The organism is Enterococcus sp. AZ128 (genome assembly GCF_051714485.1).
Classification (GTDB): Bacteria; Bacillota; Bacilli; order Lactobacillales; family Enterococcaceae; genus Enterococcus_A.
Window position 1 is genome coordinate 1576195 of sequence record NZ_JBIORZ010000001.1, and the last position, 13726, is coordinate 1589920.

General features: G+C 37.7%; 15 protein-coding genes and 2 riboswitches. Of the genes, 2 read left to right on the top strand and 13 right to left on the bottom strand.

All coding sequences use genetic code 11. The annotated features are described in order from the left end of the window. Nucleotides 1-2: 2 nt before the first annotated feature. From trxA to IGI38_RS07750, 6 genes are read right to left on the bottom strand one after another with little or no spacing between them, the layout of a single operon-like run. Nucleotides 3-326 carry a thioredoxin TrxA gene (gene trxA, locus IGI38_RS07725; RefSeq protein ID WP_438728524.1) on the bottom strand — a complete coding sequence of 108 codons (324 nt, stop codon included), beginning with the start codon at nucleotides 324-326 and terminating at the stop codon, nucleotides 3-5. Then, complete coding sequence (locus IGI38_RS07730; protein ID WP_438728525.1) at nucleotides 323-1291, bottom strand: NAD(P)/FAD-dependent oxidoreductase; 969 nt, start codon at nucleotides 1289-1291, stop codon at nucleotides 323-325. Before IGI38_RS07730 ends, trxA begins: the two co-directional genes overlap by 4 nt. A gap of 58 nt (nucleotides 1292-1349) precedes the next feature. Next, the gene (grdB, locus tag IGI38_RS07735) at nucleotides 1350-2651 is read right to left on the bottom strand and encodes a glycine reductase complex selenoprotein B (RefSeq protein WP_438728527.1); all 1302 of its coding nucleotides are present in this window, start codon (nucleotides 2649-2651) and stop codon (nucleotides 1350-1352) included. 18 nt (nucleotides 2652-2669) lie between these two features. Continuing rightward, on the bottom strand, nucleotides 2670-3143 hold the full coding sequence (gene grdA, locus IGI38_RS07740; RefSeq protein WP_088932293.1) for a glycine/sarcosine/betaine reductase complex selenoprotein A: 474 nt from the start codon (nucleotides 3141-3143) through the stop codon (nucleotides 2670-2672). A 23-nt stretch (nucleotides 3144-3166) separates the two neighbouring features. Then, the gene (locus IGI38_RS07745) at nucleotides 3167-4453 is read right to left on the bottom strand and encodes a glycine/sarcosine/betaine reductase component B subunit (RefSeq protein WP_438728529.1); all 1287 of its coding nucleotides are present in this window, start codon (nucleotides 4451-4453) and stop codon (nucleotides 3167-3169) included. 40 nt (nucleotides 4454-4493) lie between these two features. Then, entirely contained in the window at nucleotides 4494-4880 is a 387-nt protein-coding gene (locus tag IGI38_RS07750; protein WP_438728531.1) for a GrdX family protein, read from the bottom strand. Nucleotides 4881-4963: 83 nt separating this feature from the next. Then, nucleotides 4964-5047, bottom strand: a riboswitch (glycine riboswitch). Further along, a riboswitch (glycine riboswitch) is annotated at nucleotides 5048-5154 on the bottom strand. Nucleotides 5155-5492: 338 nt separating this feature from the next. Between IGI38_RS07750 and IGI38_RS07755 the strand changes: the two genes are divergently transcribed. Beyond that, nucleotides 5493-6215, top strand: a complete 723-nt coding sequence (locus tag IGI38_RS07755) for a DUF1003 domain-containing protein (protein ID WP_438728533.1) — start codon at nucleotides 5493-5495, stop codon at nucleotides 6213-6215. A gap of 64 nt (nucleotides 6216-6279) precedes the next feature. On the opposite strand, the gene IGI38_RS07760 is transcribed toward IGI38_RS07755, so the two are convergent. Then, nucleotides 6280-7188: a helix-turn-helix transcriptional regulator gene (locus tag IGI38_RS07760; RefSeq protein WP_438728536.1), complete on the bottom strand. Its 909-nt coding sequence runs from the start codon at nucleotides 7186-7188 to the stop codon at nucleotides 6280-6282. 92 nt (nucleotides 7189-7280) lie between these two features. Between IGI38_RS07760 and IGI38_RS07765 the strand changes: the two genes are divergently transcribed. Continuing rightward, the gene (locus IGI38_RS07765; protein ID WP_438728538.1) at nucleotides 7281-8528 is read left to right on the top strand and encodes an MFS transporter; all 1248 of its coding nucleotides are present in this window, start codon (nucleotides 7281-7283) and stop codon (nucleotides 8526-8528) included. A gap of 69 nt (nucleotides 8529-8597) precedes the next feature. On the opposite strand, the gene IGI38_RS07770 is transcribed toward IGI38_RS07765, so the two are convergent. From IGI38_RS07770 to IGI38_RS07795, 6 genes are all read right to left on the bottom strand, one after another. Further along, the gene (locus IGI38_RS07770; protein WP_438728540.1) at nucleotides 8598-9533 is read right to left on the bottom strand and encodes a phosphotransferase family protein; all 936 of its coding nucleotides are present in this window, start codon (nucleotides 9531-9533) and stop codon (nucleotides 8598-8600) included. Further along, on the bottom strand, nucleotides 9511-10899 hold the full coding sequence (locus tag IGI38_RS07775) for a GNAT family N-acetyltransferase (RefSeq protein WP_438728542.1): 1389 nt from the start codon (nucleotides 10897-10899) through the stop codon (nucleotides 9511-9513). Before IGI38_RS07775 ends, IGI38_RS07770 begins: the two co-directional genes overlap by 23 nt. Nucleotides 10900-11034: 135 nt before the next feature. Next, the gene (locus IGI38_RS07780) at nucleotides 11035-11550 is read right to left on the bottom strand and encodes a PadR family transcriptional regulator (RefSeq protein WP_438728544.1); all 516 of its coding nucleotides are present in this window, start codon (nucleotides 11548-11550) and stop codon (nucleotides 11035-11037) included. A gap of 17 nt (nucleotides 11551-11567) precedes the next feature. Beyond that, entirely contained in the window at nucleotides 11568-12410 is an 843-nt protein-coding gene (locus IGI38_RS07785) for a sialate O-acetylesterase (RefSeq protein ID WP_438728546.1), read from the bottom strand. Nucleotides 12411-12682: 272 nt separating this feature from the next. Continuing rightward, the gene (gene tnpA, locus IGI38_RS07790) at nucleotides 12683-13153 is read right to left on the bottom strand and encodes an IS200/IS605 family transposase (RefSeq protein WP_438728548.1); all 471 of its coding nucleotides are present in this window, start codon (nucleotides 13151-13153) and stop codon (nucleotides 12683-12685) included. 44 nt (nucleotides 13154-13197) lie between these two features. After that, nucleotides 13198-13665: a PTS sugar transporter subunit IIA gene (locus IGI38_RS07795; RefSeq protein ID WP_438730361.1), complete on the bottom strand. Its 468-nt coding sequence runs from the start codon at nucleotides 13663-13665 to the stop codon at nucleotides 13198-13200. Between the last annotated feature and the right edge of the window lie 61 nt (nucleotides 13666-13726).

The following is a 13726-nucleotide window of genomic DNA, read 5'->3' on the forward strand; positions in this document are numbered from 1 at the left end:
TCCTAAATATATTTCTTGATTATTTCTTCGATCGCTTCTTTAGTACAGTCATCTTTGGCTACTTCGTCGACTTTTTCACCATTTTGATAGATGGAAATGACTGGTAGACCTAGAATTTTGTGCTGGATACAAAAACGACGAACTTTTTTCTGTGAGGTATTGAATTTAGTGAAGCGGATTTGATTGCCGTATTGAGCATATAAATCCTCTACATCAGGCATTAAAGCCAAACAATTTTCACAAGTCTCCCCCCACCAATCAACCAAAACAGGTTTATCTTGTTCAATTACTTCGGCAGCAAAATTATCAACAGTTAATTCAATCATTGTGCTGGAACCTCCCTTTTTATTCTTTCAACATATTTCTGCGCTGAAAATGCTGCGATCGCCCCATCACCAGTTGCCGTAACAACCTGACGCAGAACTTTTGGACGCATATCGCCGGCCGCAAAGACACCTTCGATCGGAGTACACATCGCTTCATCAGTAACCATGTATCCGTATTCATTTAATGGAACTTTGCCTTCATATAACTTCGTACTTGGGATATTGCCGATAAAGACAAAAATTCCAAATAAGCCATCATCTTCATTCGCTTCAAAACGAGTCAATTCATCCGTTTTCGTATTTCGAATCGTCATAGCCTCGACCATGCCGTCACCTTCGATACTATCAACAACTGAATCGTAAATATAGTTGATCTTATCATTCGCCTTAACCGATTCAACCGCGATCGCATCAGCCGTCAAATCGCTCAGGTTTTGAATGATCGTTACTTTACGGGCAAAAGTTGTGATGAACATCGCCTCTTCCACAGCTGAATTTCCGCCACCGATCACAAAAACTTCCATATCTTCAAAGAAAGCTCCATCACAAGTAGCGCAGTAAGAGACACCTTTTCCAGCAAGTTCACGTTCACCAACACAGCCGATTTCTCTTGGAAACGCTCCGTTGGCACAAATAACCGCATGGGATTCATAGACCGTTCCATCTTTACAAGTGATTTTCTTAACACGACCTTCAAGATCTAAATCCGACACTTCTTTTCTTAATTGAATCTCTGCACCAAACTGCTCCGCTTGCTCTGCCATTCGTTTGATCAGCTCTGGACCTGAAGTTTCTTCTTCCGCTCCTTTAATCGAACCGGGAAAATTAGCAATCTCATGAGTCGAAACGATTTGTCCGCCTAATTTCGTTTTTTCTAAAACCAGAACTTTCAAGCGTGCTCGCGCATTATAAATTGCCGCAGTTAATCCGGCGGGCCCGCCGCCAATAATGACCACATCGTACATCCTTTTATGCTCCTTTCAATGAACCGCCTGAGTGAAAACTCACTCAGGCAGAAATCACTTATTCAAATACAGTTTGCTCGTCAACTGGTGTGGTAATCGCTACTAAGGCTTTCTCAACGATACCGCGACGCAGTTTTTGTTCTTCCTTCAAGCTCAGGCTTGGATTACCTAATGGGTGAGGGATCGCAATGGCCGGAACGATTCGATTCGCTCCAACGGTTTGCGAGATCGGAACAACTGTACAAATGTGGACCACAGGCAGACCTGTTTTTTCAATTTCTTTCACCATCGTTGCACCGCAACGCGTACAGGTTCCTCAGGTGGAGGTCAAAATAACTGCATCGACTCCATCTGCAAATAATTTTTGAGCGATCTCAGCTGCATACTTCTTAGCGTTGGCAACGGCGGTTCCATTCCCAACTGTTGTATAGAAGTAATTGTGCAGACTGCCGATCACACCTTCTTTTTCCATTGTTCTAACTATATCTAATGGCAATACTCGGTTTGGATCTTGGTTTGCATAAGACGGGTCATATCCGCCGTGAGCCGTTTCATACGAATCTGCTGTCAATGTATCAACGTTTTCGATTGAGTACGTTCCATACTTCGAAGCACTACTTGATTCGATCCGATCTGGATTGCCTTTTGGAACAATTCCACCAGAAGTCACAAGCGCGATTCTCGCTTTTGACAGATCACCTATCGCGGTGGCTGGCGCGACGTTATCAAATTCAGGCATTGGGTATTCAGTCGTAAATTCTTGGTCATTCAGTTTACGTATGAGCATATCAACTGCTCTGGCTGAACCGCGTTTTTCATCCTGAAAATTTTTCCGATAACGAACAAAGTAATTATCCACTTCTGGTGAAACTTGTTCTTTCTTCAACAATTTCAACGCAAGACTCGCAAGTACAGGGACTGCTTTTCTCATGCCGGCCGCACTATTTCTAGTCGGCACGATATAGGCACCTTTTTTGTACATTTCAACTCCAGGATTTTCTTCATACATCCCAGTCACAGCTGGAATGCCCAGTTCAGTCATGACTGCTTGGGCAACCTCGCCACAAGCAATGCCATATCTGCCGGCATTAAAAGCTGGGCCTGCAACAACGATATCTGGTTCAAATTGTTTAATATGATCTAATACATCTTTTCTGGCACTATCCAAATTCTCATTAAAGAAACTGTCGCCACACACTACGGTGCCGACGATTTCTGCTTCATCACCAAATGAATTCATAAAAGCAAGACCTGGTCCTACTACTTCGGCTTTAGAGAATGGTTGGATATCCGCCTTTTCTTCACCACCAATCCCAGCATAAAACTGGTTAATGTAGTGAACAACTTTGAACTTAGTCATAAGACGCTCCTTTACTGGTTAGTATTTGGCGTATTGATTCCTCATTTCAGATACTTCTTCAATGATGTCATCAACATCTAAAACCATTTCCATCATGCCGATCTGCTCTTCAAAAACATCTGAGTCGACAACTTCTTTAAATTCTGGCTCTACAGCGTGATATACAGCTAAACCTAGCTGTTCATTGGTCAATGGGCCTGCATACGTAGGGTCTCCGTTAGTGACAGTTTCAGCAGCTAAACCTGCTGCTTCTCCTTCAGCCGCACCGATAAGAACGACAACGTTCTCTGCTCCGAAGTTTTCTGCTGCTTCTTTTACTCTACGTTGGTTTTCTAAGTCCATTGCACCTGCGGCCGTTCAGACGAAACATTCTGTTGATGAGAATATTACATCAGCTCCGGTACCCTCAATACAAGCTTCAATCGCTTGTCCTGGAATACCATCACGGTCGCCGATCACTAAGACTTTTTTATTTTTTAAATCTAAAGTCATTAGTATTTCCTCCCTATTATGATTTAAACGCCTTTAGCAGACATTTTGTTAAAACCTAATTCGTTGGTTGCACCGGTAATTGCCTGGATTTCAACTTCAATCGTGCCATCGTCCTTCAGACTGCCATCAAAGCCGCCTGCGATCACATCGACATAATCTAATTGACCAATCAAGCGATCCATTTTTGGTAATTGGATCGTTTCATTCGCGTTTCCGCCAGTAACTACCGCAGTTGCTAATTTATCCGCATCTGCTAAAGACTGGCTAGCTCCGTCTCTTCCAGCATATTCATCTGTTACAATAACTGTTTTGATGCCTTTTTCTTCGACTTTCTTACAATTCATAATCAAATCTGTATCCGGATTTCCAAATCCCTCTTGGGAAATAATCACTCCGTCTAACCCTAGATATTCGCTTAATTTTGCGACAAAATCACTGGAACGATGTTTGTCCTTCAAATAAACTGTTTCATTGGTAACGATCACACCTACAAAATTGATCTCTTTTCCATGTTGTTTATACAGATCTGCGATCACTGGGTTGTTCAAGTGGTGATACGTCGTATTCTTATCACAGGCCGAGACACAGTTCCCGCTGATGATCGCCCCATCCATGACTTCCGTTGGATAAAGAATCGTCGGAACGATATGTTTGGCATCTGTTCCATAAACATACGTATCATGGAGCAGGCCTTGTGTTTGCAGCATGTAGACATAACCAATTTTAGGCAGATCAGGATATTGTTGAATCTGTTCTAATAGCGGTAAGGTCTCGAATGTTTCGATCGTATCTGGTTCAACCAGTTCACCTAACCTACCGATATAATCGGCAGCTTTTAATCCGGCAAAACGAGCTGCTTCTTCATATAGATGCGGATCAAGTTCTTTCTGCGGCTTCAGCACTAAACAAATTTCGATCAATTTCGAAAACGGTGTCAATTCTGAACCGGGCCCTTGCATATCCACAATTCCTTCTTGGAAGCCGACAATTTTTCCTACTGTCATAACGCCGCAGCCCTTCAACACATGAGTGCGACCACTTCCTACGATGTCGACTTTATTAATGACACCGGGGAAGATTCCTGTCGTTGAATCAACTTTACATCTTGGCTCGATCACGTCTTTAACTGGTGTAATACGGATACTGTCACCAGGAGTTGCGATCTCGATGTCACAGGCGGATAAACGATCATCTTCCAAAACTAACGCTTTAATTTTTTCTGGATTGATCGATAATGTCCCCTCTTTGATTCCTTCCTCTTCATTTAATACAACTTTCTTGATTTCAATGTTTCCAATTTCGAGTTTCATTTATTCACCTCAGTTCTATTGGTTGCAAGTAGTTGAACGTTTAGATTGACACCCCCATTCTGCCCAACGTACTTTGTGCGATATAAAAATCTACAAAAGCAAAATCTCGCAGCACCGCTAAGGACCAATTAGGGCGTTGTTTATTTTTGATAAATTTTTCGTAGACAGCTATCGCGGATTCTATATATTCTAAACTCTCAATATCGATGTACTGAGAATTGGTCTCTGAAACAAAGATTGTTTTGTAATACGTTTCATTCGGCTTGATACTTCCACTTAATGGATGAGACAGTAAACAGATATGGTCTTCGATGATTTGCTGTTTAGCTGCATTCAATACATCATCATAAGCACCTTCCACAAAATACAGATCGGCAATTTGCTTTAATTTTTCTTTCACCATTGGATTGTTTGTTATAGCTATCATTTTATCGCTCACCTTTCTAATTGTGCTTATATTCACATGTGAACTTTCAAAAACTACAAAAAAGAGGACAACAGCACACTGTGCCGTCATCCTCTGTTACTAGCCTGAGAGATTCTCCCCTTATAAAGGAGGTTGCTCCTTCGGCGCATTACTGCTCTCCAGAGTATCATCCAATTACGGTCCGGATACCTGAGATGTTCACTGTAAAATCAGCAAATTTTACAACTTAAACCTTCGGTGGCAATATAATCTTGCACTCTCCCGCAATTTTCTTCGATTTATATTGAAAACGTTTTCTTTAATTAGATAGTATCAAGTTCAATAGAAAATTACAACCCACTCTCTAAAAACTATCATGTTAAATGGCAAACTTCTCACAAAGTAAAAAAATCAATTTTTACTTTCAAAACTGATTAAATAGATCTTTATTTAATCCTAAATTATGATGACTTGCACTTGTCTTACACATACTTTCTCCCAAACTACTTCGGCGTTTTGCGTCAAATTAGTTGTTTTCACTATTCCATTAAGAATAGGCGCAAAAAAAGTGAGAATGCTTTACTTCTTACTACTTAATAAGCATTTTACAATCAGATATTTCATGAGCGTGCTATGATTAAAAAAAGGCGGGTGATTCTTTTGACGGATGAACGACTCAATCAAGATTTTAAAATTTCAGAACTAGATAAAGACCTACAGATGTTTATTTTAAAAACGGATGCGACTTTAACAGCGCAAACTACTATTCCTTACACGACTTTGTTGAATTTTCGCTTTCAACATATTAATCAACTATTAAAAAATGAAATTTCCACTTCTAAACAGTTTGATCATGAATTAAAACATAAAATTCGTACACAGAAAGTCCATACTAAAAATGTCAACGACGCACTAAAAACAAAAGAAACCTTTGGTCAAAAAATTGCGGACGGTATCGCAAAATTTGGCGGGAGCTGGACTTTTATTATAATTTTTATTCTTGTTTTAGCTGCTTGGATTTTATTGAATACTTTGCCGCTCTTTTTTAACCCTTTTGATAAATTCCCATATATCCTATTAAACTTAGCTTTATCCTGTCTAGCGGCCATTCAGGCGCCAATTATTTTAATGAGTCAAAATCGTCAAGCAGATCGTGATCGCGTTGAAGCAGATAACGATTTTGAAGTGAACGTCAAATCAGAAGTCGAGATTCATCTTCTTCATGAAAAAATTGATTATTTGATGAATTCAAAATGGCAGCATTTAGTTGAGCTTCAACAATTGCAAATCGAACTTTTACAAGAATTGACACAACAAACTCAATCGACTCAACAAAGTGAAAAGCCTAGATTTTAAATACGTCTAATAGACAGCTAAACTCTTTTATTCAGTAAAAAGTTTAGCTGTCTGTTTGATTATATTAGTGATAATTCTTCAACACCTCTTTGATTTTCTCCTTCATTCGCTGCCTCATGTATGCCGGTTCAATAATTTCAACATACTCACCAAAAGATAGAAGGTGTCTGACCAACCAATCATTATCCGCATATTCGTAAGTAACATAATAGTAGCCTTCTTCATCAACTGTCATACATTCTTCATCGTACTCATCAAACAACCGATATGAAATCTCTTGAGAAAATTTTAAAACAAAGGGAATCATTTCATATTGTTCTTCATAGTTAGTCTTAACTGCACTGCCTTTCGGAATTTTTCGAATAAACGTTTCTGCTAGCAGTTCCAAATTTATTATGCGTGAGGCTCTAAACAAACGGAAATCTTTTTTATAACGACAATAAGCTTGAACATACCAAGCACTATTTTTAAAAACTAATCGAACTGGTTCAACAGTTCGTTTATTCTTTTTGAGCTCCGAAGTAAAATAATCGAAAGTCACTACACATTTGTTAATGACCGCATATTGCAAATAATTATATTTTTGCTGCTCCTTTTCTTGGCTTCCGAAAGACGAGAAATCAATCTCCAGCCAATCGAAACTCTCATTTGAGCTGAACAACACATCCACCTTATCGAGTAACCGCTCAATACTAGAAAGCTGTGTTGCTTTCAACAAATGCAAACCGTGTAAGATTTTTTCTTGTTCTTCTTGAGAAAACATAATTTTATTGATTGTGTATTGTTCCATGATCCCGACGCCACCTTTTCGTCCTTTCAACGTAAAGATCGGGATATTCGCCATCGAAAGTGTGTCGATATCTCTAAGAATTGTGCGTTTGGATACATCGAAGTAATCAGCTAACTCTTGAGTTGTTACTTTTTCTTTTTTAATCAGCAAGAAAATCATCTGAAGTAAACGTTCAACTTGCATGCGAAACCTCCTTATAAAAATGCTTATTGGTGACAGCTTTATGTCACCATTTAATTTCTATAATTAAGTATACATTATTTAAGGAGGTTCTTATGCATTCACAAATAAGCAAATTGCTCACTCGAGATTTTTTAATCCTAATTATTGGACAAATCATGTCACTTTTTGGCAATGCCATTTTACGGTTTTCGATTCCTCTATATCTATTATCTAAGAATGGTTCAACGGTTGCATTCAGCGTTAATTTAGCGGTTTCCGTATTGCCAATCATTTTTCTAAGTCCTGTTAATGGTTTGATTGCAGATTTATTTCCAAAACGCAGTACCTTGATTTACTTGGATCTCCTAACTTCTTTCGTTTGTTTGTTAAGTTTGCACGCAATAGAATCCTCGCGGCAATTCTTACTATTTACTACGATTACACTATTACTTTCAATCATCCAAGCGATTTATCAACCAACTGTATTATCTAGTATCTCACTTCTGCTTCCTAAAACAGAACTTGGTATCGCCAATGCACTAGTGAATCAAGTCCAATCTTTAGCAAATATTATAGGGCCAGCATTAGGTGGAATTCTTTTTAATTATTTTGGCATTCAGTTAACTATTATCTTAGCGCTCTTCAGTTTTCTAGCTTCAGCTATATTGGAAATTTTTATGAGAATCCCAAAATTGAACATAGAAAAAAGAATTTCATGGCGTACAACAATTAAAGTGGATACGTTAAATGCCCTTACTTTCTTAAGGAAAAATCCAATTTTACTTAAAATAAGTTTGTTAGTAGCTATTTTCAACTTATTTTTTGAATCTATACTGATCATCGGTCTACCGCATGTTATCCTAAATACTTTACAGCTGGATAGTACTTTTTATGGACTTTCACAATCGGCTCAATCTTTAGGAGCCCTATCTGGCAGCTTGACTCTAACTCTTTTTATCAATCATTTAAAAATGAACCGCAGCTATTTACTTTTCGCCAGTACGATAGTCATTTTGCTGCCAATACCGATTAGTTTATTTCTCAGACTTTCAGCATTGCCGACAGTATTCATCATCTGTATTTGCTGTTTCCTGTTTATGATTGTAAGTACAATTTTTAGTATCATGATGCTTAGTTTTATCCAATCGATCACTCCAAATAGACTGATGGGGAAAATCATATCTTACATTTATGCTTTGACAGCTTGTACACGGCCTTTTGGGCAAATACTTTACGGTTTTCTATTTGAAGCCTATTCACACCATGCTGCTTTAATCTTTATGTTCACCATTGTTATTAATCTCTTTGTATCCTTTTACGCGAGAAAAATCCTAAGTCCAATTAAGCAAGAAGATTATTAGTTGTTACTGAGTTACCTTAGAACAATAAAAAAAGGCATAGTTCCATCGAGGAAATATGCCTTAATTTTATTAAATGTAATACATTGTTCTATCTTCAATTAGAATATTTTCTTTGTATCCTTCTAAACCTTCTTGAATATCAAGGATACTCTCATCAAAAAGAGCTTTCATTCCAAATTCCTTACCTAAATAAACATTCTCAAGTTGATTATAGAAACCGGCAAACTTTGCCTTGTTTACTAACTCAGCTGAATCAATGCCATAATAGGCCAACACTTTTTGAACGAATTCTTGATCAAACCCTTCTTCATAATCATACATCAAGCAAACGAATTCCATATCACGATCATAAATAGCAATATCGCCAAAGTCGATCATCCCGCAAATCTGATCTGTTTCTTGATCATAGTAGACATTGCTAGCACCGAAATCGTTGTGGATCAGGCATTTTTTATAGTGAAAATTTTGCTTTAACAACCTGTTATAGACCTCGTCGATTTCTTGTTGAACAGATTTTTTTAAAAGAGGAAAAGCAGACTCTTTGATGACCTCATATTCATAGGATGCTTTATTCTTTTTATCTACCTCAAGTCCTTCGATTTGTGGCGTCAACTCAATATTGTGTAATACCTTAAAGAAACTAGCAATTTCTTTAGCCATTTCATCCTTTCGTTCACCTGTGAATGTCGCTAAAATCTCCGCGTCTAAAGGAACTCCTTCGATTTTCTCATGACCAACAAATATCAATTGGTCAGGTTTAGTTGATTTTCCAACAAAACAGATCTCTGGGACCTTTAATGGCAATTTGTTCCTTATTTCCTTTAAAACAATTGCTTCTTTATAAAGATTCTTTGCCGCTCTAGCATGACGGGGAAATTTAAAAACATATGAGCGATTTAGTAAAAATGCTTCGCTATCGAATCCAGCTCCTAGAAACACCATTTCTTCAATTATCAAATCAGGGTATACCTGTCTGATTTGTCTAATCGCCTCTGACTTTTCCATTGCCCACCTCGTCTTTCAATTTTAATTTTAAATGCAATACCTCAAAAGGTAAATGTGAATAATTTTTAGTACAGACAACCTGATAGCCATTTTTTTGATACCATTGTTTCAATCGGAAATTATTCTTAATATTCCCAATATCAATGTGCTTGATATTATTTTCATAAGCAATCTCTTTGGCACTATTCAAAATGAATTCACCATAATTCTTTCCTCGCTCAGCTGGAATGATAGCGACCTTCTCTAAAGTCACTTGATAGTTTTCATTAAAAACTAGTTCAAAAAAACCAATCATTTTCTTTCCTTGATAAACACCAAAAAGCTGATTGCCTTTTTCTAAGTCAATTTTTAAATGTTTGGCCTGCGTGAAGGCCCCATTGGTTGGGCAATTATCGATCGTTAAATCAAATTCATTCGCCACCGTCATAAAACTCTCACGAATAACTTGAGCCGCTGTTTCTAACGCATCCTGATCTAAACATTTAATAGTCGCTTTTTTTGCGAATAACTGGTCACTATTGAATAATAGTAGCCCTGCTAAAATAATCAATCCACCTATCAGTGTTGATCCATCAGGAAATTCTTTAGCAATTACCAATCCTAACACGGTGGTCAACAAGGGAGTCACATACATATAGTTGCTTACCGATGCAATATTCTCCGCTACTTCAAAAGCTTTTGTCCAGGAAACATAAGCAATTGCGCTTGAAAAAATGCCCATAATCAAGACAAGGATCACTGAACTAAATGAGATTCCCCGCACCTCATTGATTGTTCTTGGTAGAAAGATCGCCAACATAACTGTTCCTGCGAAAATACTCATCATTGTGCTTTGAATTGCTGAGTATCTTTGGACTAATTTCTTTTGTAGTAAATTATAGGACGCTAATAATAGGGACGCGATAAAAAGCCAGTTTAATCCGTTGCTGATCGTAAACCCTTTACTCAGAATGGTAATAATCAGTACACCTATAAAGGAAACACCTGTTGCAAACCATTGTTTAATAGTTATTTTTTCTTTGTAGATCACTCGGGAAAATAATGCCGTTATCATTGGAACTGTGGCAATTATTACACTGCTTGTCGCCGCATTTACTTCCTTAACACCCTTATTAAAGGCGATCATATAAAGAAAAAAACCAGTGGATCCGGTCAATATGATCAATCCCAAATCCTTCGATTCAACTTTCCGTAATTTTAAAAAGGGAGTCAGACCTAGCAGAACGATTGACGCAACCAAATACCGCAAAAAACCTAAAGATTCCGATGTTAACTCTCTCATTACTAGCCGAGACAATACAAAAGCTAAAGACCAACAAATAATCGTAACAATCGCGTATACATGAAAACTGAAATTCTTTTTCATTTTCTCCTCCCTTCTAAACGAGTCATTCTTTACTATAAATCCTATTTGTTTAATTAATCATACAGGCTAAATGTCTTGATGACTACCCTATTTGAACAAATAAACAGCTCACAAGAATGTTCTTGTGAGCTGTTTTTAGTAGTCAGTCAATTGTTCATAAAACCAAGCTAAATTAACTTCATGATGACGTTTTGAATTCTCCATCATTTTAGCAAAAATAGGTCGTACTTGCTCTTGTGTTTGCAGTGCAGAATCAATCATTTGAATTTTTTTTCGCGTCTGTTTGATCTGCATTTCCAGTAACTGTTTGATCTCATCTGGTTCTACTTGATTTACAAAAAGCATCGGTGTATAAAATGGAAAAGTGATTGGTTCATTTTTACTTCCATATTTTACAAATAACCGCTCAAACTCTCTTTCACCTGACTCAGTCAGAATATACCGATTTTTTTCTTTTTCGTTGCCCTCTTCATTTATTGATACTTTTTCAATCATATTTTTTTCTTCAAGTTGCTGAATATTGTAATAGAAGGAACCTTTAGTGAAACGGACAAGATACTGAAAATAATTTGCTTCCATATCAGCCAACAATTCATAACCATAAGATTGCGGCTTTTCCTTCAACAGCCCTAAAATTAGAAGTGGTATCATACGCCTGACCCTTTCAATTACTTAGTACACTCAGTAAATTTTTCCATAAATTTCTGATAATCCAACTTACCAAGAGCAAAATCACGACTTAATAAATAGACTCTTTCATTTATCGTTGTTTCTCGGCCGTAGACCCTGCTAAGCTGTTCATCCTCATCACCTAAACTATGTAGGACATCACTTTTTTTAGTATAGGCAGCATAATAACGAATTCCGAATTGTCTTTGTGACTCTGCATTGATGTGTATGCCATCAGGATTGGATATCAGATTTTCAGCACTAACTAAATAGCAATTTTCTATTTGGGCTGCGGCATTTCTTATTTCACGATTGATTTCTCTAAATTCTGTCGCGCTCAACCCAAATCCTGTTTTTCCAAGAAAATCTGGCAATTCACCGACAATAATCGGCAACTCAGGTAAGTCTAATTCGTTTCGGAAATGATTGAATACTGCTTTTAATTTTTCAGCATACTCTTTATAATGACCATTTAAACTGTCATTCTCCCCTTGATGCCATAAAATTCCGATCAATTCACTGGAGTCTATCGCAAATTTGGCTTCGTTAAGGGCATGTCGCGTCAATACCTGATCAGCTGCCCACTCATCAATCGAACTGCCGCCCTCGGCACAAGGAATTAGTCCTAGTTTTTCATCTGGATGGTCTTGCAGCCACGCCGCTGCAAAAGATGCCGCTGGTCCAACACCCGCTACTTCACGATCAAAGTGAATAGGTTCTGCCATCATTTGCCATCTACCATTGCGTAGCATTTCGATGTTTTCATTATAGATTGCTGGAACCTCATTCAAATAGCCCCGACCAGCCATATTTGATTGACCAATCAACAAAATTGATTTCATTTTTCTACACCTCAGATTCTTTACTTTGATCACTATAGTCTAATTAGACTATAGTGTCAATAATTCTTTCCTGCAAAAAAATCTCTTCTATTTCGAGTATGATAAATAGAACAGCTAACAGTCTTGATAATCTGCTTGTTTTATAAGAAATCAAGTAACCCATCCACCCGTGAAAACGGGTGGCTTTTTAACACCTCTAGAAGAGGTCCCCGCTCACATACTCCATAAATGGAGCTTTCTAAAAGACCGCCAACCGCTCGTCGCTCGCTACTTTATTTCTTTTTCTTACTCTTGAACGGATCAACGTATTCTCGTTTACTTATACTATCTCGAATACGATCATCTGATTCCTGTTCTCGTATATATTTTGCGATTGTTTTCTGATTCAAACCCACTGTACTTACGTAATACCCTTTTGACCAGAAACTTTTATTCCCATATTTATAGACTAAGTTTCCATGCTGTTCATGGATCGGTGTCGCGCTTCTCCCTTTTAAAAATCCCATGAAGTAGGAAATGCTTATTTTGGGTGGAATTCTTACTAACATATGAATATGATCTGGCATTGCATGAGCTTCGATGATTTCTACTTCTTTCATTTCACAGAGCTTGCGCAAAATCCTTCCGATATCCTTTCTCAATTCTCCATAGATTACTTTCCTTCTATATTTTGGAGTGAACACGATGTGGTACTTACAATTCCATCTTGTATGTGATAAACTTTTGTCGTCATTTGATGACATGAAAAAAACTTCCCACCATAGTAGGAAGTCATAAAAAATTTAGATTAGTTAAGTTCCGCTGCAACCTCACCGACTTGTTTTTCGCCTAGCTTAACCTCTATTTTTCTATTCTTCATTTCCGGAAAAACAACGATTACACTATCATCCTTATTTTCTTCAGCTAAAAAAGCTAGATCAACTTGAACTAATAGATCTCCCATTTTTACTTTTTGTCCTTCTTGAACAGTTGAGCTAAAACCAGCACCATTCAATTCTACCGTATCCAATCCGATATGGATTAAAATATCCAAACCATCCTCGGCTTCCAATGTTAGAGCGTGCAGAGAGGGAAAAATTGATTTGATTGTTCCCTTGATTGGGGCGCAGATTTTTCCATCTGAAGGTCTCACCGCAAAACCTTCCCCCATCATTTTTCCACTGAAGACCGGGTCGCTAACTTCTAGCAGATCAATCACCACTCCGTTTACAGGTGTATTGATTTCATTATTTTTACTTTTAAATAATCCAAACATTTTCTTACTCCCTTCTACGTATTGTTTAAAAATATTCTTCAAAATCCCCTCACTTTTTTTC

Excerpts from the sequence above, each read along its gene's own strand:
- trxA (WP_438728524.1), bottom strand. The coding sequence starts at position 326 with ATGATTGAATTAACTGTTGATAATTTTGCTGCCGAAGTAATTGAACAA.
- IGI38_RS07730 (WP_438728525.1), bottom strand. The coding sequence starts at position 1,291 with ATGTACGATGTGGTCATTATTGGCGGCGGGCCCGCCGGATTAACTGCG.
- IGI38_RS07745 (WP_438728529.1), bottom strand. The coding sequence starts at position 4,453 with ATGAAACTCGAAATTGGAAACATTGAAATCAAGAAAGTTGTATTAAAT.
- IGI38_RS07750 (WP_438728531.1), bottom strand. The coding sequence starts at position 4,880 with ATGATAGCTATAACAAACAATCCAATGGTGAAAGAAAAATTAAAGCAA.
- IGI38_RS07755 (WP_438728533.1), top strand. The coding sequence starts at position 5,493 with ATGATTAAAAAAAGGCGGGTGATTCTTTTGACGGATGAACGACTCAAT.
- IGI38_RS07760 (WP_438728536.1), bottom strand. The coding sequence starts at position 7,188 with ATGCAAGTTGAACGTTTACTTCAGATGATTTTCTTGCTGATTAAAAAA.
- IGI38_RS07765 (WP_438728538.1), top strand. The coding sequence starts at position 7,281 with ATGCATTCACAAATAAGCAAATTGCTCACTCGAGATTTTTTAATCCTA.
- IGI38_RS07770 (WP_438728540.1), bottom strand. The coding sequence starts at position 9,533 with ATGGAAAAGTCAGAGGCGATTAGACAAATCAGACAGGTATACCCTGAT.
- IGI38_RS07775 (WP_438728542.1), bottom strand. The coding sequence starts at position 10,899 with ATGAAAAAGAATTTCAGTTTTCATGTATACGCGATTGTTACGATTATT.
- IGI38_RS07780 (WP_438728544.1), bottom strand. The coding sequence starts at position 11,550 with ATGATACCACTTCTAATTTTAGGGCTGTTGAAGGAAAAGCCGCAATCT.
- IGI38_RS07785 (WP_438728546.1), bottom strand. The coding sequence starts at position 12,410 with ATGAAATCAATTTTGTTGATTGGTCAATCAAATATGGCTGGTCGGGGC.
- tnpA (WP_438728548.1), bottom strand. The coding sequence starts at position 13,153 with ATGTCATCAAATGACGACAAAAGTTTATCACATACAAGATGGAATTGT.
- IGI38_RS07795 (WP_438730361.1), bottom strand. The coding sequence starts at position 13,665 with ATGTTTGGATTATTTAAAAGTAAAAATAATGAAATCAATACACCTGTA.